Consider the following 24,266-nt stretch of genomic DNA (forward strand, 5'->3'; position numbering starts at 1 on the left):
ATTTTCAAAAATCTTATATTTTCGCAATCGTCGAATTCAGAGTTTACCCATTCTGTTTTGATATCCGAGTCCCGTTAGGCACCGCATATCAGCATCGCCTGCCGTACGATGGCGTCCTCGCCGTTGCTCATCTGGTTGAGGAAGGTTTCGAAAAGCTTGTCATCCGGCGAGATCCATTCGACGTCCAAGGTTTCGTCCTGCGGCTTGCAGTCGCCTGCGATGGGCACGACATAGCACAGCGCGATCGCATGCTGACGCGGGTCGAAATAACGGCACAGGCCCGGCGTCGGGAAATATTCGGCGACGGTGAATGGCTGCAATACCGCCGGCAGCTGCGGCAAAGCGATATCGCCCAGATCCTTTGCGACATTGCGGGCGATGGCTTCGCGGATCGATTCATGGTACAGAACACGGCCCGCGATCAGCGTGCGTTCGATCGAGCCGTCGTCGGAGGCGCGCAGAAGCGAGCCGACCTGAACGACGCGACCCAATTCGTCGGCGCGCACCGGCACGACGCAGACGTATGCGATGGGCATGCGATGGCGCATATCGTTGATTTCGCCGCTGCTGAGCCATCCGGGAGGGTTGCCGTGGCCGGAGCCCCTGATGAAGTCTTCGGGCGTGATGTCGTCGAATTCGCCACGCTTACGGCCGGCGTCAAAATCGTCGTCGTCGGGCACTTCATCATGTAACAGTCGCATGCATTCCATTATCACCGTTCATCGCTGAACCTTCCGTATACGCCGCTGAAACACTCCGCAAATTCGTCTGTTGGCTGATTGTTCGACGTGTCGGGAATGTCGGGGGCCGCTTCGTGGTTGTATCGGTCATAGCAGCCATGCCCGGTTCTTTTCGCAGCGACCGACTGCGGGCTTCCACAAGAAGCGCAAGCGGTACAGCGGATGGACACACCCAATGACGGGCGCGGATAACGCGGAAAAACAGACGGACGACCCCTTGCGCGACTTCGATTGCGTAAATGATATAAGGAGTATTTATGGCAACGCATGCAGTGACTTCCAAGGATTTCGAACAGGTCATCACCGGCAACGATCTGGTGTTCGTGGACTTCTGGGCGACGTGGTGCGGCCCGTGCCGCGCGTTCGGCCCGACCTTCGAGCAGGCCAGCGAGAAGAATCCGGACGTGTATTTCGCCAAGGTCGACATCGACCAGAATCAGGATCTGGCTGCGGCCGCCCACGTGCAGGCCGTGCCGACTCTGATGGTGGTCAAGCAGGGCAATGTGATCTTCCAGCAGGCCGGCGCCCTGCGCGCCTCCGACCTGGACGACCTGATCGCCCAGGCCAAGGCGCTCGACCTGAGCAAGGTCGAAGGCGCGAAAGCGGAATAAGTTTCCGCTCAATCAAACGCCAGACGCAAGCGGCAAGGCGGCGGTTCCCACAAGGGGATCGCCGCCTTGCCGCTTGTTTGCCGCTTGCTTGCCGCTTACGGGGGTGAGCGAAAGACCGCCGTCTGGTATAGACTGAGCAGCGTATGTGCGTTCCGGCGGAACTTTGGGAAGTGCACATCGCAAGACGAGACAAAGCGGCCATTGACGCATCCGGCCGCAGCAGAACGCCCATCTTGCCGAATCCGCCGAGGAACTGTAGTCGTCCCGAGGAGCATAATGGCTAGCCATCGCAGGAAGCGCAGCATATTGCGAACCCTGTCCATGCCGACCAAGCGTCAATGGACCATGATCGGAGCATCCGTCGCACTGGTCGGACTGCTCGCCACCGGCGGCGTGCTGTCCCAGAACATGTATGGCACCGTCAAAGCCGACGAACAGCCGCAGGCAACAACATATTCCGCCACAGACCCCGACGCGTCCCAGGCGGCTTCCCGTGGCAACGCCCGCGACGCTTTGTCCGGCGACACCTCGTATGTCACCGTCAAGATCAACGGCAAATCGCGCGTGATCCTCGGCACCGGTTTCACGACGGTGAAGTCCGTGCTTGATGCCGGCGAGATCACGCTTGAACCGAACGACACGGTCTCCCCCGCGCTGGACGAGAAGGTCACCGAGAAAACCGTCATCACCATCGAACGCGCCGGCGCCGAATTGGAAACCTCCGAACAGCCGATCGCCTTCAACACGGTGAAGAAGGAGACCGACGAGCTGCCCGCCGGCACCGAAAAGGTGGAATCCGAAGGCGAGGAAGGCGTGATGGAGACCACGAGCCTGGTCACGCGCTCCGGAGACACCGTGATCTCCTCCAACGTGTTCGCGTCATATGTGAAGAAGGCCCCGGTCGACCGCGTGATCCTCGTAGGCACCGGCTCCACAAGCAGCTCCAGCACTTCAAGCAGCTCAAACGGCTCCAGCCTCGGCACCACCATTCCGGCGAGCGAAATGCAGTCCTGGGCGCATGACTATCTGATTTCCAACGGCTACAGCGAAGCCGATTTCTCTGCCGCCGTGTACATCATCAATCATGAGTCCGGCTGGAATCCGACCGCCACGAATCCTTCCTCCGGCGCATACGGATTGGCGCAGGCGCTGCCCGGCAGCAAGATGGCTTCCGCCGGCGCGGATTGGGCCACGAACTACCAGACGCAGTTCAAGTGGTTCGTCGGCTACTGCAACGGCCGTTACGGATCCCTGCAAGGCGCCTATAATTTCTGGATCGCCAACGGCTGGTATTAAACAAAGCCGATTAAATAAACCCAAACCTCATATCATTACAAAACCGCCCGATGCTGTGGAAGCATCAGGCGGTTTTATTTTGGCTTACGGATTTACCATATGAAGCACCGTATGCATATGGGGAAGATCAGGCCTTCTTGCGGCCGCGCTTCTTCATGGTGCCGGCAGTGGCATTGTCGGCGTTGAAGACGACGACCTTTTCGTCACGGTATACGGTGCCGGTGATCGACTGGAAGGCGATTTCGGTTTCGCCGGCCTGCGGGAACGTGAAGAATTCCTGCACTGCGGCCAGCACGGTCGGCTCCTTGACGCTGACGGACGCGGTCTGCTTGCCTTCCGGCTTGCTGAATTTGATGGCGTTGCCGTCACGACCGGTGCATGCCTGCACGGCGATTTGACGGGTCTTCTCATTGACGAGCATCTTCACATATGCCGGGTAGCCGAGGGCCGCTGCGGTGGCTTTATTGAAACGAATGACTGATTCGGTGATGGTGACGACGACCTTGCCGATCGGGGCGACGGTTTTGATTTCTTCAAATCCCTGCAGTACGGACATGAGATGCTCCTTTGTTATCAAAATTATAAGACGTATACTAATATTTTTAATTAATTCAAAATATTATACATAGAATTTACTCCGAATTTTATGCACCGTCTTTATTTTAAAATCTTGTTGCTTACACGAAAAAATCAGGTCTCACATCCGGCACCGCATTTACACCACTGTCACGCGCAACAACTACAATGAGGGCGTTCAGCCTTCCGGAAGAGGAAGACGCGAATCGGATTCCGCAGAATTGGGTCTGCCTACTTTGAACGAGGAGGAAAAAGCGATGAAGAATGCGCTCAAAAGAATCATGGCTGCGCTCGCCAGTGTCGTGGCTATGCTTGGCTTCGCTGTTGCAGCTAATACCGCAATGGCCGACGAAGCCAACACGTATCGTCCCACCATCAACACGAATGGCATCACATACAACGCACAGACCGGCACCTTGTCCGTACCTGTAAGCGCCGACAAAGCTGTGGAAGCCGGCTACAAGCATGTCTCCGTCCACTACAATTCCCAGCAGATCGCCGATGTCGTGCTGGCAGCCAATATGGATACGTTCAAGTATCTGGGCACTGTCGACTCCGATAATTTCACACTCGATCTGAAGCTGACGGATCAAGCCAAGGCCGAGGCGTCCTCCGTGCAGATTCAGGTATTTATGTCCAAGACGGAAGTGAGCAGCTATGACGAGCTGTCCTCTTCCGACTATGTCTCCGTGCTCGCCGTTGACGCTAACGGCAACGAGAGCTCGTACCTGACTTATAGCGTTCCTGCGACCGGCGCCGTTTCCAGCTCTCAGACGACCGCTGACACCGGCGCGTCAGTGGCACCGTATGCCGTAGCCGTGTTGCTTTTTGTAATCGCAGGTATTGCAGTATTCGTTGTTCGCCGCAACGCCCATAACCGTTGAACCGACAGACGCCAGACACAAGGGCGTTGATGTTATCGATATGAATAAGGACCTCGGGATTAATACTGAGGTCCTTTTTTACGCATTGATATGAGGGGGAAATCAATGCAAATACTGCTGGTCTGCCACGGCAACATCTGCCGTTCCGCATATGGCGAATATATTCTTCGAGAAGATCTACGACAAATGCACGTCACAGGCGTCACAGTGTTCAGCCGCGGATTGCTGTCTTTACGGAATGCGCCCATGTCGCAGCGGTATGCGTCACGCCTTGCGACCAATGGAATCGACTCCTCCAGACATCGTTCACGCCCCGTCACCGACGAGTCGATACGACATGCCGACCTTATTCTTACTTTCACGCAGTCGCAATCAGATGAAATCATCGATCGTGATATCAACGCGTTCGGCAAAGTATTCGTGATTGACGACTTCGCCAATCTTTGCAACGCGTATGTTCACGGTATGGGATCAGACAGCCCGTCGAATCCGGAGGACCGTCTACACTACATCATAGATTCAGAACCCTTCATACGACCTTCCATGCCAATATTCCATGATATTGAAGACCCGTACCGATGCGAAGATGCGGTATATGACGCCGTCGCCCATGATATAGAACGTTGTTCCCATGCCATCGCCGCCGCCTTATCTGGCATTCGATGAGGTATGATGCGTCAATATCCGACATCGCTGAGTGCTGATCAACCCCATGACATCCGGGATTACGTTATGTACGCCGCTCTCGCTCTACTGCCTGTGGACGGCCTGACGTTTGGTTTTCAGATGCCGTACTGGTCGCCTCTTTCTCCGTTGCTGTTCTTGGCATACGCGTGCCTGCATTGGAAACAATCGTGTAAGGCTTTGCGCATCTTTCCTTCCACCCTCCCTTTTCTATTCGCAATGTTTTGCGTCAGCGTATTGGATTGGACAGCGTTGGGCAGCAATGCGACGTACCTTGTACGAACGGCAATAGCCCTTCTCTGCGCCGCCGCAACGCCGTGTGCCTTTTACGTAGCCTTTACGATAGGACGTTTGCACACAGGCACAGCAATAAAAATCATCGTCGTCGCCTACTGGATAGCGTTCGCCGTTGGCGTGTTCACTTGGCTAGGGCAGCCAAATCATCTGCATTTCTCATGGTCGTACCAGACGTTGTCGGACTGGTATCTACGCCAGTATTTCATATCGCGCCCGCAGTTTCTGTTCGCGGAACCCAGTTACATCGGAATGCATGTTTTCGGCGTTCTGCTTCCTGCATATTGGCTTTCCCGAGACAAACGCCTGATCGTTTTGATCGTCACATTCGCGGCGAGCTCGATTCTTATGGGTGCAGGTGTCCGTATTCTGCTGGATACCGCCGTCGCGGCAACGCTGTGTGCGATCGTGTTTGTTCCCTGGCGGCGGATCATGCGTTCCCGAAAAGTGCTGTTCGGCACGATTTCGGCGGCTCTCGCGCTGTGTGTGGGAGGCACGCTGATGATTGCCGCGAACCCCCGCATGCAATCGCTCATACAGCATGGCTTATTGGCGGGCGATTCTTCGATGTCGGCACGCGTGTTCCGTTCCCTGGCCCCATTGATAGCGCTGTTTCAGGATGGATGGCGTGCCGTTCTGGGATTCGGCGCGGGCAATCTCGGCACAGCCATCGCCGCAGGATATGACCGAGCATTGGAACTCTACACGGATTGGGGCGGTACCATGACCTCGGAAATAGCGGAACTACAGGATCCGTTCGGAGCGACCCTCAACCGGGCCGGCAATGTGTTTACGATGAACGCGTATGTTTCGTTCGCGACAGAATTCGGTCTACCGATGCTGCTGGCCGGCATAGTATTGGTGCTTCGACATATTTCCAAGCATCATGCGTGGAACAAGACCACGATCTGCTGGCTGATACTGCTGACCTACCTGTATCTCCAGTTCGAAGCGTACGCGTTCTATGCGCTACCGTTGTTCATCTGGGCGACGGCATGGAAGGAACAAGCGAAACGCTCACCGATGAGATGAACGTCTCTCGATCCCGTATTTCCACAATGAACCTAATGCAACATTCATCAGTCCAATAACAAACCATGGCAGCTAGAGATCGAGCACGAATAGAGTTCGGGGACAACACCGGTGAGCAGAATGAAATCACCACTGTCGTGTACCTGCATGAATCTAGCTTCGTCATAGAATTCGAAGACCTCGAAATGACTAAAGAAACGAACCAAGATGAGGCTTTCGTAATAGCCTGACCTGTTTATGCGGCCGTATGTGCTTGATAGTCTGTATCGCCACGAAATGCCGACCTCCATACTACCGTTCAACTTACCGCCCACGCTCTGTTCCCAAGAATCCGTCTAAAAATAGAAACGCGGCTATCGATTCCGGTCTGGCATATTCCTCAAAGCAGAGAATGATTGCTTTTTCACCGTTCCCGACATTGGTTAGCGCATCCAACAAGCATGACCGACCCGGAATCACTTTTACTCCCTGCAACTTTGATGACGCTAAGCGATTCTTTCAAAACAACATATATTTCTTTAAAATTTATAGACCGGTAAATGGTGTAGGAGTGATGCCGTATACCTGAAACCATCAACAGTACCATCGAACTGATTTGCGATACCAATCCAACCGGCTGCCGGCGCAAACCGTGCTCACTACTCAATCAGAATTAGGCGAATCAGTCATATCATTTCCTCACTGGGAAAATGATTACCTCAGAGAATACTTAGGGCAGAGTCGTTTAGTTCATTTTTGCATAAGCGTCCCCTCGGGGAAAAGGATGTCTTCAGGAAGTACGCGATCTCCTATGCCGAAGACTCTCCAACCCTGCTCCTGAGAAAAAGTCAAAGTAACCACTGCCGCTGCATGAAGTGTCAGTCCTCTACCTTCAGCCTTCTTGCCTTGAAGTGACTCATCAGCGACAAGTAAAATGCTCGCAACGTAGGGAGCTGGGAAACGAACATTGGAGGTCGGGACACAGTTCCCATAATCGTGCTTGAGCTCATCCCAATCCACCGTTTTCCAGCCAAGCGCCTGTGGAGAAATCAACTCCTGCATGGTTTCTCCATGTGGATCTTTGTTAAGCGTGCTGAGAAACATCAGGCAAACAGCCATAGGATTGAACGGAGTAAAGTCCGCTTCTTTTACAGGTAACTCGTCTAACTCGTCATCTTGCTGATCTACCCAATGAGGTTTTTCTTTACTGCAGTCTCTTAATTTCCCGTCAATATTACGCTCCCATACCCTCCCATTGGGGTCGACAAAGGTGCAAGCAACTTGCGGCGTATCTATATGTCGGTAACCAAGCATCGGAATCGTGATATCGAATTGCAGCTCTCGATGAGCTGGAAGAACCGGTATTAGGTCAGGTGCAGAGAGTGGCCCAAGCCAGTGCTTTCCATTGTCAAGCGTCGTATTCACCTCAACGTCATAAACTGGTTCGTCGCTCTCGTTATTTATATGGATAATGGCTATGCGAACATACGCGGTGCCATTAGCGTTTGGTTCGTTATCTTCAGAAATCCAAGAGGATACTACTTTGGCCACTGACCGTCGTCTTTCTCTGACCTCTTGAATATTTAGGCCAAATAGCGCAACAATGGTAGCGCCAATGGTGCCAATCGCTTCTAGGCAAGTCCAAAATCCCCATTTCCAATCGATAGAAATTGAAAATTGTTTGACAGAGACGATTCCGACGAGCATGAGCGTTGCAAACGTAAGAATCCCAATGAGTATCAGACATGCGGTTATAACAATTAGTCTATAACGATTCTTGTCTTTCATGGTAGCGCTCCGGAATCTTGCGCACATTCGGTTGCGCTCCGCAGTCGGCGACAGTCTCAAATCGTTGATCTCACAGTATCTGCGCTTTAAATGATCATTTCCATATAGGGAGTGTGTCGGGAATCTCATCCAGATTTCCGACACACTCCCTATACGTATTATTTAACGAATCTTCTCACAAGATATTTCACTGCCGCTGCTCTACCTTTTTCTACAATTAAAGGACGAAAAGAAGGGCATCCGCCAACGATGCGATCCATTTTCGTCTGAAGTCCCGGCCAGGAGCTTTTAACTTTGCCCGATTGCAAAAAGCGGACAACTTCAGCAGATAATCCTTGCTTGATAGTCATTAAACTTGATTGCTTAATTCCTGTAACAGCAAGCACCTTCGAATTATCGATTATACAATCGAGCATCCAATCTGATACACTCCACCGACGAGTTCTAACGAACGTCACAACTCATGGCACGGCAGAAAAGCCAGACACGGCGTACGTGTTCGACCGGAAGAGCTATGACAAACTCGCCGACATGAGGAAAACAAGCGAGACGAACACCCCGAACTGCTCGAAGATGGCGAGCTGGCCTGAAGATCGATCAACAATGAAGATGTTACAGTCATTATTAGAACTCGCTCTAGGCAATCGTCCAGAAGACCAACGACACTTCGATAAAGATCCGCACTCACCGAACGCGCAACGAGGTTTGGCTGGAGATGAGATTCAACGGCTATCATCGAAGACCGACCGTATGGAAGCCGGCGTTACACTTACAGATTGAATCCGGCGGCATAATAATCAGGGAATGGGTATAGTAACATCGATTTGAAACGGCGTCTGGAATTCGTGCATTCCCGCTACGGATGATTCCAAATATAAATGTGAAGGTCTCTGGACGCCATTTCAATCGGTAATCGATGAGAGAAGAGCTAAGGGAATTTCATGTCAACTCATACCCCCCCCCCGACACCAAGCCGCTCAGAAACAACGTAATTCGAATGTGGAGATACTACGCATCATCGCTATGTATCTTATTATCTGGACACACTTAGGTCCCGGCGATGCAATCTATTCAACGCAATATCCTCTTCTTGCAAAATTGCTGCCGTATGGCGGTGGCGGAATCGGAGATGTTCTTTTCTTCAGCATTTCAGCATGGTTCCTGTGCACAAGTCGGACACCGGATTTACGTTCAACACTCCGACGCATTTGGAAGCTTGAGAAGCAACTGCTGTTCTACTCATTAGGAATGTTCCTCATCTGTTCAGCGGTCTGGTGGTTTACCGATTATCCGATGCTGCGTTCCCTGTTTGATTGGATACATTTGGGCGTGGTATCCGCTGCCCCTACATTATTCGGACTGTGGTGGTACCCCACTGCCTACATTATGTTTCTGCTGCTGCTCCCCTTGTTAAATTCCGGATTGCAGAACCTTGGAAAGCGTTTTCACGCAGTTCTCGCTCTCGCAATGCTTGCATTATTTGGCGTGATTCCGTATTTCAACAATAATATGTGCCTCGGCGTTTTTCTGTTCGTATACCAATACATTCTGATTTCCTATGTTCGCTGGTATCTGCCTCGTATCGAGCGCTCAACACAATGGGCATGGGGCTTATTCCTGGGAGGTATGCTGCTTATCGTTGCAAGTTTTGCCACGCAGCAGATTCTTCCGTCATTTGATTACGGAAGTAAGCCATGGAATATTCCAGCCATGTCTGCGGCGTTTGGGCTGTTGCTGATTGCCAATCAAGCACGCGCACATTATTGGCATGGTATTAATGCCATTGCGGCTTCCACGCTTTCAGTGTATTTAGTGCATTTGTACTGGCCTGTCACCATGTGGCTACAGTTCGTGATGGGAACCGTGTTCCGACTTATGAACCCAGCCGATCCATGGATCACGTTCATGATTCATGCGATCATGCTCGCGCTGATTTTCGCGGCAGTAATCATCATTGATCTGATTCGACGCAAAATCTTCTCACTGATTGACCGGCATGATCCAATCCAACGAAAGCTTGCCGCACAACGATAGCAGAACAAAAAATGGGCTGTTCGAAGGAGATTTCGAACAGCCCACGATTTTTATATACTCCTTTTCCTGCCGAGCAGTTCCGGCAGAAATCTGTTCACCAACGACGCAACAATCGAGCAGACAATCAGATTAACCACCAGAGACGCGACCACCCACAGCATGCGGCCCACGGAAGTCGGAACATCCAGTCCGGACAGAACCCACGGAATAAGCACCGGATAGATAAGACCGTTCACGCAGTAGATGACCAGCGTATTCCTGCCAAGATACGACAAGGGGCGACGAATGACGGCGTCCAAAGGCTTCACACGTTCAATGGTGCGGCACAAAGCGCATATCATCCAGATTCCGCTCACCGCACCGACAATAAAACACGCATAGTTCCCATACCTGTTCAGATACGCGTTCACCGCTTCGCCACCGCCGCATAGGTATACATTCAAAAACGCCGATGTTACGAACAGAACTGCGGATGGAAGAATCATAACGGGTTTCAGCATCCTGCCGACGGCATCATCACCCAACCGTTTTGCAATCATGCCAAGAAGGAAGAAACAGAACAGGGACATGGCGACATCGCCAGACCATGGCAAGGCTTTGTGGATCAACACACTGTAGCCATATCCGATGAGAGAGGTCAATACTGCAAGCCCCGCCAACATCGCTATGTCATGATCACGGGAACCGATGACGCGCAACACCACGTATGCGCCGATCTCCATCACGAACAGGCAAGCCAGAAACCAAGGGATTTCAGCGAGCCCTCCACCGCGCAGATTTACGGCAAGACCAAGCAGCCAACGCACTGCGTTATTGGGCAAATCAGTGTACATAGCAGGAGAAAAATTCAACACCCACTGCAACGGCAACGCGAGAAAACCAAAAGCAAGTCCAGGAATCACCAACGTTCGCACACGACTCCACAGGAAAGGAACGAAACCAGCATACTTTTTTATCGAAAACACATACCCGGACAACGCGAAGAACAGCATCATGTCGAACGCGCCAATGCCATATCCCAAACCTTCAATGAGATGTCCCTCGGTATGCAACAGCAATACGCCGAGAATGGCGATTCCCTTAGCATAATCAACCCATACGATACGTCGGCTCATTTTTAATCGCCTCTCAATCGATCCTAAATCTGGCGTTTCATCAACCCGTTACATTATCAAAACGTACACCGGCCAGACCGATTCTCGCCCTGATTCTGGAAACGGTGGCATACGATAGATCCAGGAATCTGCACAAATTCAATTTTTGGATACCGTCCGATTCCTTACGTTCTCGTTTAGCATCCAAATGCAGGAAAACATGATATGCCGAGGCCATGTCCGATAGAACGCACAGGTGACTTTTCAAACCATCGGACGCACCCCGATCACGCTTCTCTCATGCTTGACGCGAAACAAAAACACACAAGAATCAGATATTCCCTATCAACAAAATAGTCGGCAGTTAAACAGGCAGGAGACAAGCTTGCTTTTTTTGTCTGGCAAAGCCACAATCACTGAAACGACAGCGCAACACATTACACCAAATAAGAAGGCTTCCGTATAGCTAAACCGATTGTCTAATAGGCTCACGTCTCTGTCACCGCAAATGACATACACAAAAGCCAGAATAATATACATACACACAAGATAAAAAGACCGCAATTACAGAACATAAAGTCTGAGAAAACGAGAGAATGGGTGATCTCACGAGAGAGACAGCGAACATGAAAATCACCGAAGCCGGAATCGCTCTGCAGAGCGATGCGGCAAACACACTGATAAATGGATTCGAAAATTGCGCAACAAAACCGAAACTGCAAATACCGCTACAATTCCCGCAGAAAAATTAATCTTTTAAACAGCTAAAATAATAAGTTTGGTATTTATCCACAATCAACATATCAACAAAGAGATAAAGCAAAGCTTGAAAGAGCAGTCTCGGAGAGGCGAAAATCACTTTATACGACGTAACGTTTTTCAATAAGAGTCGGAAAATCCGATACAACTGTTATAGACCGCAAGAACTCAATACATCATTCAGCAACGAACATTATCGAGCCGACGATCAACAACTGCTTCCTACTGAAACCACGGGACGGCAGAGGATGAATGACGAATAGCCTATGACCATCGCGAGTAAAACCATAACTGCCGCTCACCGACAGATACAATCTTATATATACCAAGGAATTGCGCTCCAATCCAAATGTTCTTCCATACCAAACATATATTTGGAATACGGCAAGTGTATATGCCAGTCCAAGCAATACAAAGCCGCAAAACAGAAGTCGCTGATTTTCAAATGCGGAATATTTTGGTTTTCAAGTCGTCATTAGCACGATAAAAGCAAAACCTGAGACAATGAAAAAACAGGAATCGCTAAACCAGTAACGGTGCCTGCAGCTTTCAACGCAATCCCATGGTCCTGAAATATAGCCGCTAGCACGGACGTATGGCTTGCGACCGCAATAAGCACGGCGATGAATTTTAATACATCAATATCCACAAAGCATTCTTTGACACGAGAAACCTTTATTAAGACCTCCTCTTTAGGTACTGCCGACAAGATAGCACAGCCATCGCACAAAGCAATATCCAGTAATTTGCAAAAATTTATCAACTCACACATCCCCGTATCGGTTCAAGCAATCACAACATGAAAAATGTTCCGTGAACTTTAAAAGGATGAATGGAAAGAAATTTAAAAACTGGGTTTGCGTAACGATATCAACAGATTAATCCGCAGCACCGATTCAGCTGACTACCAATATCACCGCTCCGATATTCAGCCGCAAGCACCAGAAACAACGAAACAGTAGCGCATCAGAGCAATAAATACAGAAGGCAATGTTGCATATGTAAGATCAATCCCGAAGTTTAGAACTCATCAGCATAAAGAGGTATTCTACCAGTGGAAGAGAAGTACGGTAGCCCCAGCCTTACAGCCGGATTAATGACTGGTTCCACGGACAGGGACAGAAGGGAAAGGTAATGTGGTGAAATCATTCATCCCCCGACACAGTGCAGGCATGGCAAGTTCTAATGAACGCCGCCTAGCAATAGGAAAACAAGCCTTCGTCCTAACCAACGCAGCGATTCTGCTCATGATTCTGGCATTTCTAGACCCTCTCAGCCCATTTGCTCCTGCACACCTGCAGAACACCACACACGACGACTCCGATATCTTCCTGCTCGCAGGTAAGGTATGGGCCGAAGGAGGCATACCCTACCTGGACTACTGGGATCACAAAGGACCGCTGATTTTCTTCACAAACATGATCGGCTGGCTAATAACTGAGACCATCAACGGAGCGTTCTTCGTCGATGCCGCGCTCCTGCTGATCACAATGCTTTTCACCTGGTGGACCATCAAAATTCTGTTCCCCCAAGAACATCGGATTCTTCGCTCGCTGACCTTATGGGCCGTCATGGTTTTCACCATTTCGCTCATGTACCCATACTTCGACATGACCGAGACCGTATGTCTACCATTCCAGGCATGCGCGCTGTGGATCATCATTAAAAACGTAAAAGACTGCGAAGAATCGAACACACTCAAGATCTGGAAGTCAACCGCCTACCTGCAGGGTTTCGGATTCGCGGCCATGTTCCTGACTCGAGTGACGAACGCGATCACCATCTGCGCGTTCACCTTAGTACTCATCGCCATGCTCATCGTGCACAAGCAGTGGAAGAGCCTGGCCGTGAACGCCGGCATGTTCATCGCAGGCTTCCTTACCCTGTTCGCACCTTTCGCAGCCTATTTCACGATGCATAGCGCATTCGGCGAATTCATGTACGGAACATTAACCTACAACTTGAGCTATGCAGAGGATACTGGACGAACTCTGGCCTCATTATCCTTTTCCGATGTTCCTTCCCTCGTTCGTATATATATATCATACCCGTTGCCGCACTCTTGTGTCCGATACTTCACTATGTTAAAACGCACCACTTCAATCCTTTGGCAGCAGGATTGTTCCTTTCCGGCATCACGGCGACGATGCTCTCGGCGAACTCGGAATTGTACGTACATTACGCAGGGTCATACATCGTCTTGATTCCACTTATCATCGATCTGGCTCAAACATTCATACGGCGACAACGCGTTATCGCCATCATACTTTGTCTGGGAATTCTAATGATGGCTACATTCACCGCAGTGAACTATCACCGCCATTACAGCGACTTAGTTTTGAACAGTGCAACAATAGGTAAGTACGCAAAACTCTCCGATGGGTCGTTAGCGTTGTACAACATCAACACCGGAATGTACTTGCGCTATGACCTGACACCGGTATACCCGTATGCAAGTCTGCAGGACTGGCAGGCGTCTCATAGCGAAGAGCAGAAACATCGTGTGTTGAAAACATATGAGACAGCAGAAGCCGAATACATCATCCTTCCGAAGTCATCAGAAGCGCCCACGATCCAGCCCGTGTTGGACGAAAAGTACCGTCTCGTTGAGACCGTCGACGAGGAGAACAACGGCACGCTCTACGTGTACCAGCGTCTCGACTCAGTGAAAGAAGGCAACCAATGACCTTAATCAGCGCGGTCGTGCCCTGCTACAACGAACAGGAAAGCTTGCCCCTTTTCCTCAAGGAATTCGACCGGGTCGTCACGTTCATGAAAGGACGGCACCAGGGCCTGGAGTTCGAACTCGTGCTCGTCAACGACGGCTCCACCGACAATACGCTCCGGCTCATGCACGAGGCCGGGGACAGGAGTGGCTACTCGTTCAGGGTGCGCTGGCTGTCGTTCTCCCGCAACTTCGGCAAGGAGGCGGCCCTCTACGCCGGACTCGAGAAAGCCAAGGGCGACTTCGTGGCCACGATGGACGCGGACATGCAGGACCCACCCTCGCTCCTGCCGGACATGTACGACATCCTCCTGACCGGCGAGTACGACAACGTCGCCACCAGGAGGAAGGACCGCAGGGGCGAACCGCCCGTGCGGTCCTGGTTCGCGCGCCGCTTCTACGCGCTCATCAACCGCATCTCGAAGACGGACATCATGGACGGCGCCCGGGACTTCCGTCTCATGTCACGGCCCATGGTCGACGCGATCCTGTCCATGAAGGAGGTCAACCGGTTCTCCAAGGGCATCTACGGATGGGTCGGCTTCCGCACCAAATGGATCTCCTACGAGAACGTCGACAGGGTCGCCGGCAGCACGAAATGGAACTTCCTGAAACTGTTCGCGTACGCGCTCGACGGGATCGTCGCGTTCTCCACCGCGCCCCTCGTGATCGCGTCCATCGCGGGGCTGTTGTTCTGCCTGCTCGCGTTCCTGCTCGTCGTCGTGATCGCGGTGCGCACGCTCGCGTTCGGCGACCCGGTCGCGGGCTGGACCTCGACGATCTGCGTAATCATGCTCATCGGCGGCATCCAGCTCATGTGCGTCGGCATCCTCGGCCAGTACCTCGCCAAGACCTATCTCGAGACCAAACAGCGCCCCATCTACATCATTCAGGAAGAAAGCAAGGACTAACCGAGCTGAAACGGCCGCACGAAGCGAAACGACATCCAAAGGGAAAACAAGGACTGACACCAGGATGCTGCGTTCGCATTCTGTCTGCCATAAATCACATTTTCTGATGGGCCGCGTTCGATTGTTGCGCTAATCATCCGCCTGCACCCATCGCTGTCGGCACATCAGGCTTCTTCTACGCCTCGACGCCGGAGAAGAATGCACAAAAACTGACGTTATCTTCGTGACTTTGACTATGACCGATGCCGTCATATTGATTCACGCGGCCTGAAAATGATTCGAGAATCTGTAAAAGATGAGGACAGGATGCATGGCAATACCGGCAAATTGATTCATGGGATCAACACAGTTGATTGTTAGTACCACCGCTGTTTGTTGTTTCATTTGCGATTACTGCATATACGATGACTTCCACTGAAGATGCGGCACCACTGATTTCCCGGGGACAAACTCTGCCTTTTGACAGACGTGTGGCCGGAGGCTCGTCAACATTACGAGTTATTCTCCCCAGAGGTAAGAGATAGGAAGAGTCCAATCAATAGCCGGATTAAAACCAATTCCGCAGGCGAGGGCATTGATTTGATTTACTGTGGGATGTACTTGAAACTTCTCGGCAGCACCATTTGTGTTTTTAATTCTAACTTTGTTTTTCTAATCAAAAACACACGGTGCGGGGATCCACAAAAATCCAAATGGGGTGAATTAATAAATTTGGAATGTAGCAGACTCCTAAAACGTCTTCAGGAAAGCAAAATTGCAGACGATAAAGAAATCGTTTCATTATTCGATTCTTTACGTAAAAAACGAAATCGGATTGTACACAGCTTTCAAATCACAAATAGGAATGGGTTACAATCTTTAGCCACATGAGACAAAGAGGGTGAACAATTCGAAATAACGAAAGAATACTTAATGGACTTTATTAAAGACAATGAACGCTTGTCAACGTTGCTTTATAAACATCGAGGATGAGCAGCGAGGACGCATGGCACCGACAGACAGCATAGTTAACACCATGAATCAGCTGGACTAGTATCAGCATTCACCTCCTTGTACAAAAATATATACCGCGACGTTTCCCGTCCCGTAAAATTTACGGGACGGTCGTCTAACGCGGAATGGCTTGCCCTACAAAAGGAACAACGTCCGATTTTTGCGCGCTTTCGTTCGGCCGCCAAATATGGGAAAAGACATGATCTGCTACCAATGCACGTTTCATTCGTCGAAATAAAACACTACGAAGGAAAAGGCAAACCCCGCCCAATCAAAGGCAAGAACATGCTCGCGACCCAGATCAACCACTTCACCCATAAAAGCAAAGAACCGCTAAGCGTGATATTTGACGCGATGCTCGCTATTCAATCTTCAAAAGCGAATACACCGCCAAATCCATCAAAGGGGAATATCCGGCTTCTTCTGAAGATAATCGGCACATTCACAGAATCTGAGCTCGGCCTCGTCCGTGGATAATATCAGATCATTGATAGACCGCAATATTTCAGGATTCACTGATGCTCTATCAAAAGTATGCATACCATCGCACTCACATATAACGCACAAACGGGAAGATAGGGGGAACAAGATTCGCACAGGCTTTGGCGAGTAATCCACACGGGGAGCGGAAACTCCGATAAACGGATAATCCTCACTCGTGATCAGAAAGGTAAAACTGCAATCTTTAAAGAAATCGACTGCCCTGCCCATAGACGATTCCATCGGATCCGGTAATGCAGCGGGAACAGTCTCAGCCACGATGGCAAAATGCTCGGCCATCTGCTCGGGTGTAATTTTAGAAGGGTCCAGACATTCCCTGGTTGCCTTGAAAAGAGCGTCTGCAATATCTTGGGGTGAGTTGATACCCTTTCGACGCATCGCGTTTAAGAAATCAGGTGCGGATCTTTTTGCCATCTCAATTGATTCCGGTGTCCTGACGATTAGCGATGCCATGAGCATAGCAACGGCTACTACAACCCTGCTTCTCTCATCATTAGTCAGGACACGATTTAGCCCACCATTTACAAGAAGAGAATGGACTTCACGCAACCCTCTACTCAGAGACATTTCCATTTCACCCAAGCAGTGTTCAACGCTGTTGGGAAACACGACCTGGATACCTCCGTCTTCAGAAGGAACGATAGTCTCATACAGATCACGTTTCTGCAGCACATCCTTCACAGCAGCCGGATTAGAGTTCCCATCTTTGCGAAGGATGAAAAAAGTTTTCCCATCCGAGGTAAAACCTTTCAGAAAAAATTGAGGGACGTAATGCTGCTTCCGCGTTTTCGGCCTGCCAATTACATCTACCATGACATCGCTCATGGTCACAATATACCTGGAAACCGCCATTTTCCCATTTGAACATAACACTGAAAACAACCAAAACACAGTGATTACGCCCGACAGTTTGCGAAAAGTAAAAACACCGCACACTCAACTGAACGAGAATACGTCATTCCTTCACATAGAATGGTCAACAAAAAACATGCGACAGCTTATGCTCATGCGCGCACTGACGTGAGCGAGACCACAGTGATCATCAACCACACCGTGTACCACGACAGGATAATCAAGTTCGAGGGCGGGTCCTGGCATAAGACACATTTCCTCATACGACAACAGAAAAAACGAGTGCAGCCGGCTGATTCCGAGCCTTCATTATGAAATGGCCTAAAACTAACTGGTCACATGGCCAGAAAAAGATGATACTTTGGTCGGAAAACTTGACAAAACACACATTGCATTTTTCTCTGTCAATAAAGCCGATAAGCGTCAAGAAGATGGGATAGAACTCAGACTTGCGTCTAGATGCTTTAAAGACTAACTGGTCGCATTCGGTAATTACGCAAATTTTCAAATACGACCAGTCCGGATACATCACAATAAGCGTACTTATTTCACGAATCTACGCACCAGATACTTGACCGCCGCCGACACTCCTTTTTCCTCCGTAAGAAGCCGAAGAGACGGACACCCTCCCCCGATACGATCCATTTTCGCGTGAACCCCCGGCCCGGAACACCTAACCGTGCCTCGCCTTAAGAAACATGTAAGCTCGGATGTCAATCCAAGTTCAAGGGATGTCAAATCCGACTGTTCGAGCCCTGTCACCGCAAGAACCTTGGAATTATCGACCACACGGTCGAACATCCGGTCGTAGCGAATCTGATACACACCTCCCCGTTCGCGCTCGAACGCCGATAGCTCGCAAGGAACCATTTCAAGGCTCGACACCACCCGCTTGTAGATCTCGGCGATCTCGGCCCACGTGCAATGTTCCGAAGTGGAAACGGTGAATGTCTCGCCCAAAGCCGACTTGTTGCCGACCAGCCCGGCAATCATACGGGCGACGTCGCCACCCCATGTCATGGTCGTCTGCTTGGACAACATGGGCTCTGGCAACGGCACGGGAATCCCATGCAATGCACGCCATAGCCATACATCGGATTCATGCACGCCGAGCTGGAATCTGCCGGTGCCGTCATACGTAATCGCGGGACGGACGATAGTCCAATTATCCTGGCCACTTGACCTGAGCAAATCTTCACAGCGGGCTTTAGCCAACGCATACTCATCCGTAGACAAATATTCGTCGTCCCTGCACACATCGAGCAGTCGGGGCGAGTCCTCGGTGATGACCGGAGAATTGGCGTACACACGGTACGAGGAAAGGAACACGTACTGGCCTGCAGACGCAAGGAACAACCGGCAACGTTGGCGAAACTCCCCCGTAGTCCACACCATGAAGTCGATGACGGCGTCCCAATGTTCGGCAAGAAGGCCTTCCAAGAACAAGAGGTCTTTCGAATCTCCTCGGACGAACGTGACGTTCCCTTCCGAGGAGTGCGCGCCGCGGCTGGTGACAATGACCTCATGACCTGCGTCCGCCAGCAGTTTCGTGACGTGCACGCCCATGGCGCCTGTACCTCCCAGAATCAGGATTCGCATGCCCTTGCTCACCTGCCTAGGATCTTCTTCGCGACGGCGACGCCCTTGTTTCCAAGCAGGTTCTTCACGGCCTGTTTCGCCGCTCCCTTCGCGTCAATATCGATCTCGCACATCATCTTGAGAGCGTCGCTTTCGTCTTGACTGTCGGTGAAGACCTCCAACAGTATCGGCCGCTCGTGCGGGTTCGGGTCGGTGAACCGTTCGGCCACGGCGAGCAGCTCGTCCTTATTCTGCGCGGAGAGGTACTCGAACCCCAAGTCAGTCGCGTAATGCCGCAACAGGTCGCGCGACTGGCGTCCGTAATGGCCACGCGCCGCGACATAGGCATCCGCTTCTTCTCCGAGGAGCGCAGCCCTGTGGCTGTAGTTCTTGAACTCGGTGCCCACGCCGTTGTTCACGACTATCAGACGTATGTTCGCGCCGATGTGACGATTGCCGATGGAGTTCAGGTCGTAGAACATCGCGAGATCGCCCACAACCCCGAAGAACAGTTTGTCCGGACTGGCAAGGGAGGCACCGACCATCGAAGACACGCATCCATCGATGCCGAAACCGCCCGTGTTGCAGAAACAGCTGACAGACGGATCGGTTTCGAAGAAGTTCCAGCTGCGCAGACTGTTCAGGATGCCGATATGCAACGAGGACCCCTTGGGCAGCATGGGTGCCAAATGCTGGGCGACCCACAGGTTGGAGAACGGCAGTTCCGGAATCCGTTTGCGAAGCGATTCGTCGGCGGCATGCCAGGCCTTAAGATAGGCGTCGTTGTCGGAAGAAGTTTCTGAAGTCTGCGCGACGGCGTACGTTTCGAAGAAATCAGTCTCTTTCATCTCGAACACATAGCGGAGTTTCCTGAATGAATCACGCGGCACACCATCCGGATCGACCCGCCAGACCTCCTTGCATGAGAACCCAATATAAGCACCGGACATCTCGCCGATGTGCACCATGACGTCGCACGTCCTGACATCAGCCGTACTGTACGTCTGCGAGCACACCAACGCGGCGTCCACCCGGTAGGGGCCGTGGTAATTGGACGTACGGTCGCAGATTACGACTGCATCATAGCGTGCGCAGAATAGGTCTACAGCATGCAGAAGGCGCTCATCCCATGCACGATGTGCACCCACATAAATAATGACCCTCTTGCCGTCCAAAGACGGCATCTCGTCGCTAGCTTCGACACGATCAACGCATCGAACCGAGGGAAGTTCTTTAACGTCGAAGTTATTACTATACGTGGTGACCAAGTTGATATGTACCGGCCCCCCACCATCATGAGTCAGTTCTAGGAGCGCTCGATTCAGCGCAGCCTCACACGCCCATCGGTCGTCATCGGAATGGACGGTCGGACACTGCACACTTAGGCGACACACATCATTGAGCTCATTGGTACGGTCAAGAACCTGAGGAACAAGATTATCGATACGGCCAAGATGCTGAGTCGCCGTAATAGCAAGAACAGGCAGCTTACGGTAGTAAGCCTCAGTGAGGCCTGGCAGATAGTTGCGTGATGCCGTTGCACCTGTGCATGAAAGCGCAACTGACTTTCCGCTCTCAGCAGCGATACCACACGCGATATACGCAGCTGATCTCTCATCGACAGCTGACCACACCGTGAAAAAAGAATCGCGTTGTAAGCAAGCGACCAACGACACATTCGTCGCGCCAGGACTGACAACGACTTGAGAAATCCCATGATGCTTCATCAATGCAACTAGAATCTGAATGTTTACCTCGTCGGTGTAACCCCCTCCGACGTCATTTACCATTATGTTCCCTCCACCAATTAATTAGAGTATCCAGTACTACTTAAGATTAGCAGAACACAAAATTTATGTTGAACAGCATAACGGGATAATTCAGTACAGCGTGTTTCTCTAAATTCACACTTGTTTTGTTCCGCTACAGTATTCCTATTTTTTACGAAAATGAAAAGCAAACTTTTATGAGTTTCACATCGTCACAGCACAGAAAAGATCCGGACAAGGCATACAAGTCCAACGGGAACAGTCACAACGAATTTCAACATAGGAGACGCCGAACGAAGAAGCATTTGAGCCGCTGGTCAAAGACAGGCATGGACCACGCCGCGGGACTCGCAGAATCGCCTTGAACCGCTCGGTGTGAATCAATCAAGCAATGAAGACCTGGACACGCACCAGGCTGCATACATACATGAGGTAAAATCAAGTCTCGCACATTCAGCCCGAAAAGGCCAGTTACGGTAGAGCCTTCTAAAGGCGCCAAATCGACGATAATGACAGATATCACATTCATATACATATGAGCCGGCGGCTGGTTCTTCTATACGGCATCCGCAACCGACGCGTCCGCCTGTCATACCACGTGCCGAGCGCGCACGATAATACATAAGCGCTAACGAGATCCCGCAACAGACCATTGAAACAACATTACATGGACTGGCAAGTATGATGTGACACGAAGACTCATACACCACTCCGATCATGGCATACAGCATATCCGTCCGATCTCACACCATGCGAATCAACAAATACAGTACACGCTCGTACATCAGCAATAGGCGACTCTACGATATCAATAGCCGAATCCACAAACGGCGTATGCAGAATCGAACTGGTACGGCAGCACAAACTGCATTCCAGAGCCCACAAGACTTGGGAATAAACATGTTCCGAATCGTCCACGGCAGGTACCAAACGACTGCATGCGAGCTTGGACACGGAACGCTACGACAGATGGAACCGGATGCTATATGCACATCAGGCAGTATCAACCGTATCTATAAGGCAGGGATAAAAATCGGGCCAGTTCATACTGCGCGCAAATATGCTCGATTTGGACCGGATGCGATACTCGTCGATACACATAACCATCAATGATGCGGGTTCCAAGCCTCGCCGCAAAATATCGATGTTGTCGTAGGAATCTCGTTGGCCTGACGTAATTCCATGGCCTCGCATCGCAAACACGCCAACTTGTCCAACGTAGCCTGACAATTTTGTGAAAAGCGCACCGCGATACTCTGATCAGCTTGACTAGACCAGCGACGCAATGCTTTCGAGGCAACAACCAAATCCTTGCAGACCTACGTCAACACGCTTGCCTCTGAGGAATACAAATTTCATGCCGCATTAGCAGACGCATGACCTTGGCCCTGAGCTCATCTAAATAATACATGCTCTTACCTATTACCCAACTTTTCTCAACAGATGAGAAGAATCAAAAACTACCAAGACTCTTTCAAGTCGACATTTTATAGTCTATAACACCTCGTTCAAGGCCAAATCACCGACCCCAATACATATGAAAAACTAAAGAATTATTTTAGTTCCCATTCATTCATATCTGAGGCCAACACACATCAGAAACGTAAAAGCCTTCGCTTCAGCAAGTTGATCAAAATACGATGTTCTGCACGTCCAAGCAGGAGAAGAACATTCACGACGGCCGAGATCAGAGCATAGACGCAGCACATGGCGAGCATGGGAAGCCATCCCATGTTGTCCGACACGAAACGAGAAACCATAAAACAAATGCCAATAGACACTACGGTAGAGATGAAGTAACGAATATAGACAGTATAGAATGTATACCATTTCGCACCAATGATATGCGACGCATACAACGGCACGAATGTAATGTTCGCCAACGCCTCGGACATTGCCGGAATGGAAGCAATGAGGAATACTCCCCAAGCGGGAAGTATCTTCACCAGTCCGACGAGCAATATAGCGGAGAAAATACTGTAGATAAGCCAAGCCAGTGAACTCCACTTCAGGCGATTGACTATCAAGGGCAGATTTTGCAACGCGACGGATATACCAGAAACATATAAGCTGCATAGGCATAGCAACATCAGCCAATACAACAGTTCCGTGTCCTGCCCAGGTTGCCACAAACGGAGAAACACAGGACCAATTGAAATCAGAGTGACGACGATGATGTTCGTGAAGAATCCAGAGATTTTCATTCCGGATCGCAGTTCAGATAGCAGAGCATCCTTATTGTTCTGTGCATAATACTGCGTCTGTTTTGGGAAAAACAGACTTGAGATGTTATACACCATTCCGCTGATTTGGTTGGGGATTGTCTGTGCGATTGAAAGCATACCCATTAGATACGGGCTCACCATCAGATTGGCGACAAGCAACTGGATACCAAACATAAGAATCTGCTGGGCCTTGACAAGGATGTTCCATGCTCCAGCGGAAATCATTTCAAATATGTAACGCCATGCAATATCCTTCTTACGGAATTTGAATTCCGGAAGAAGTCTGCGTGAGTTGATGTGGTTGATATTTGTCATCACAGCATTGCCGAGACACACCGCAATGCCCACATAAAAGACTTTGGGCGGCAATAGACCAAACATCAGTACCATGACAATCACTCGCGTAAGACCATACGCCATGTTTGCTAGGCTAGTCAGATATAGCTTATTCTTCACAAAGGCAGCCACAGTCCACACATTGGAGATGGTGGTGATAACAAAATTCAGGAAGATAAAGAAGAACAACGCCTTGACATCCCCGACCAGATGCGGGGAGATGTTTATGAGCTTATCGAGAAACGTCACTACGGGTATGCCGATCACCATGAGTATGGCGACCATGCATCCGTTGGCGGCCAATGTGGAAGAGTAATACCGATTCGCGCGCGTATGGTCTCCCTGGTGATACGCCACGGTGATGAATCGACCCGCAACGGAATTCAGGGCGATGGTGAGCAACTGCGCATAGGTGATCATGTTATTGGCAAGACCGACGAAACCATACGCCTCTGCGCCGATGTTGGCTACGATATACGGCGTAAGTAACAGACCGATACCGACGTTGATGGCAAAACTGACAAGGCTGCACACCATGTTCAGGGCCAACTGCTTGTGCTTTCCCATAATTCCAGCTTTCATTTGCTTTGATACCGTCCCTACCC

General features: G+C 50.6%; 18 protein-coding genes and 1 pseudogene. 9 read left to right on the forward strand and 10 right to left on the reverse strand.

All coding sequences use genetic code 11. The features are described 5' to 3' along the window. Positions 1 to 74: 74 nt before the first annotated feature. Complete coding sequence (locus AC1AX7_RS07145; RefSeq protein WP_476509393.1) at positions 75 to 701, reverse strand: NUDIX hydrolase family protein; 627 nt, start codon at positions 699 to 701, stop codon at positions 75 to 77. A 296-nt stretch (positions 702 to 997) separates the two neighbouring features. Here AC1AX7_RS07145 and trxA point away from each other — a divergent pair, with 296 nt between their 5' ends. Together trxA and AC1AX7_RS07155 are read left to right on the forward strand one after the other, a co-directional pair. Then, positions 998 to 1,351, forward strand: a complete 354-nt coding sequence (trxA, locus tag AC1AX7_RS07150; protein ID WP_476509394.1) for a thioredoxin — start codon at positions 998 to 1,000, stop codon at positions 1,349 to 1,351. Positions 1,352 to 1,627: 276 nt separating this feature from the next. Continuing rightward, on the forward strand, positions 1,628 to 2,647 hold the full coding sequence (locus tag AC1AX7_RS07155) for an aggregation-promoting factor C-terminal-like domain-containing protein (protein WP_476509395.1): 1,020 nt from the start codon (positions 1,628 to 1,630) through the stop codon (positions 2,645 to 2,647). Between the two features lie 127 nt (positions 2,648 to 2,774). On the opposite strand, the gene AC1AX7_RS07160 is transcribed toward AC1AX7_RS07155, so the two are convergent. Beyond that, positions 2,775 to 3,203 (reverse strand): hypothetical protein, encoded by a 429-nt coding sequence (locus AC1AX7_RS07160; protein WP_476509396.1) that lies wholly within the window; start codon positions 3,201 to 3,203, stop codon positions 2,775 to 2,777. Positions 3,204 to 3,480: 277 nt separating this feature from the next. Between AC1AX7_RS07160 and AC1AX7_RS07165 the strand changes: the two genes are divergently transcribed. The 3 genes from AC1AX7_RS07165 (at position 3,481) to AC1AX7_RS07175 (ending at position 6,117) form a co-directional block, all read left to right on the forward strand. Beyond that, positions 3,481 to 4,107 carry a hypothetical protein gene (locus tag AC1AX7_RS07165; RefSeq protein ID WP_476509397.1) on the forward strand — a complete coding sequence of 209 codons (627 nt, stop codon included), beginning with the start codon at positions 3,481 to 3,483 and terminating at the stop codon, positions 4,105 to 4,107. Between the two features lie 105 nt (positions 4,108 to 4,212). Further along, positions 4,213 to 4,773, forward strand: coding sequence for an arsenate reductase/protein-tyrosine-phosphatase family protein (locus AC1AX7_RS07170; RefSeq protein ID WP_476509398.1), 561 nt, complete (start codon positions 4,213 to 4,215; stop codon positions 4,771 to 4,773). A gap of 3 nt (positions 4,774 to 4,776) precedes the next feature. Further along, positions 4,777 to 6,117 carry a hypothetical protein gene (locus AC1AX7_RS07175; RefSeq protein WP_476509399.1) on the forward strand — a complete coding sequence of 447 codons (1,341 nt, stop codon included), beginning with the start codon at positions 4,777 to 4,779 and terminating at the stop codon, positions 6,115 to 6,117. A gap of 729 nt (positions 6,118 to 6,846) precedes the next feature. Here the strand turns inward: AC1AX7_RS07175 and AC1AX7_RS07180 are convergent. Then, positions 6,847 to 7,884 carry a hypothetical protein gene (locus AC1AX7_RS07180; protein WP_476509400.1) on the reverse strand — a complete coding sequence of 346 codons (1,038 nt, stop codon included), beginning with the start codon at positions 7,882 to 7,884 and terminating at the stop codon, positions 6,847 to 6,849. A 158-nt stretch (positions 7,885 to 8,042) separates the two neighbouring features. Next, complete coding sequence (locus AC1AX7_RS07185) at positions 8,043 to 8,234, reverse strand: hypothetical protein (protein ID WP_476509401.1); 192 nt, start codon at positions 8,232 to 8,234, stop codon at positions 8,043 to 8,045. Between the two features lie 649 nt (positions 8,235 to 8,883). Between AC1AX7_RS07185 and AC1AX7_RS07190 the strand changes: the two genes are divergently transcribed. Next, positions 8,884 to 9,918, forward strand: a complete 1,035-nt coding sequence (locus AC1AX7_RS07190) for an acyltransferase family protein (RefSeq protein ID WP_476509402.1) — start codon at positions 8,884 to 8,886, stop codon at positions 9,916 to 9,918. A gap of 50 nt (positions 9,919 to 9,968) precedes the next feature. Here AC1AX7_RS07190 and AC1AX7_RS07195 read toward each other — a convergent pair whose 3' ends face one another. After that, on the reverse strand, positions 9,969 to 11,033 hold the full coding sequence (locus AC1AX7_RS07195) for an acyltransferase family protein (RefSeq protein WP_476509403.1): 1,065 nt from the start codon (positions 11,031 to 11,033) through the stop codon (positions 9,969 to 9,971). Between the two features lie 1,877 nt (positions 11,034 to 12,910). Here AC1AX7_RS07195 and AC1AX7_RS07200 point away from each other — a divergent pair. The 3 genes from AC1AX7_RS07200 (at position 12,911) to AC1AX7_RS07210 (ending at position 15,407) form a co-directional block, all read left to right on the forward strand. Continuing rightward, complete coding sequence (locus AC1AX7_RS07200; protein WP_476509404.1) at positions 12,911 to 13,975, forward strand: hypothetical protein; 1,065 nt, start codon at positions 12,911 to 12,913, stop codon at positions 13,973 to 13,975. 83 nt (positions 13,976 to 14,058) lie between these two features. After that, a complete protein-coding gene (locus AC1AX7_RS07205; protein WP_476509405.1) occupies positions 14,059 to 14,457 on the forward strand; it encodes a hypothetical protein in 399 nt (132 codons plus the stop codon). Further along, entirely contained in the window at positions 14,454 to 15,407 is a 954-nt protein-coding gene (locus AC1AX7_RS07210) for a glycosyltransferase family 2 protein (RefSeq protein ID WP_476509406.1), read from the forward strand. The genes AC1AX7_RS07205 and AC1AX7_RS07210 overlap by 4 nt, the downstream gene beginning before the upstream one ends. A gap of 1,392 nt (positions 15,408 to 16,799) precedes the next feature. On the opposite strand, the gene AC1AX7_RS07215 is transcribed toward AC1AX7_RS07210, so the two are convergent. From AC1AX7_RS07215 to AC1AX7_RS07235, 5 genes and pseudogenes are all read right to left on the reverse strand, one after another. Then, positions 16,800 to 17,726, reverse strand: coding sequence for a DUF4238 domain-containing protein (locus AC1AX7_RS07215; RefSeq protein ID WP_476509407.1), 927 nt, complete (start codon positions 17,724 to 17,726; stop codon positions 16,800 to 16,802). Positions 17,727 to 18,296: 570 nt separating this feature from the next. After that, positions 18,297 to 19,364 (reverse strand): NAD-dependent epimerase/dehydratase family protein, encoded by a 1,068-nt coding sequence (locus tag AC1AX7_RS07220; protein WP_476509408.1) that lies wholly within the window; start codon positions 19,362 to 19,364, stop codon positions 18,297 to 18,299. Further along, positions 19,361 to 20,299 (reverse strand): hypothetical protein, encoded by a 939-nt coding sequence (locus AC1AX7_RS07225; RefSeq protein ID WP_476509440.1) that lies wholly within the window; start codon positions 20,297 to 20,299, stop codon positions 19,361 to 19,363. The genes AC1AX7_RS07220 and AC1AX7_RS07225 overlap by 4 nt, the downstream gene beginning before the upstream one ends. A 468-nt stretch (positions 20,300 to 20,767) precedes the next feature. Beyond that, positions 20,768 to 21,121 (reverse strand): annotated as a pseudogene (locus AC1AX7_RS07230) (thiamine pyrophosphate-binding protein); the annotation flags it as partial. Between the two features lie 1,574 nt (positions 21,122 to 22,695). Then, complete coding sequence (locus tag AC1AX7_RS07235) at positions 22,696 to 24,228, reverse strand: lipopolysaccharide biosynthesis protein (RefSeq protein WP_476509409.1); 1,533 nt, start codon at positions 24,226 to 24,228, stop codon at positions 22,696 to 22,698. Positions 24,229 to 24,266 lie beyond the last annotated feature (38 nt).

It is taken from the genome of Bifidobacterium sp. LH_449 (assembly GCF_056356755.1).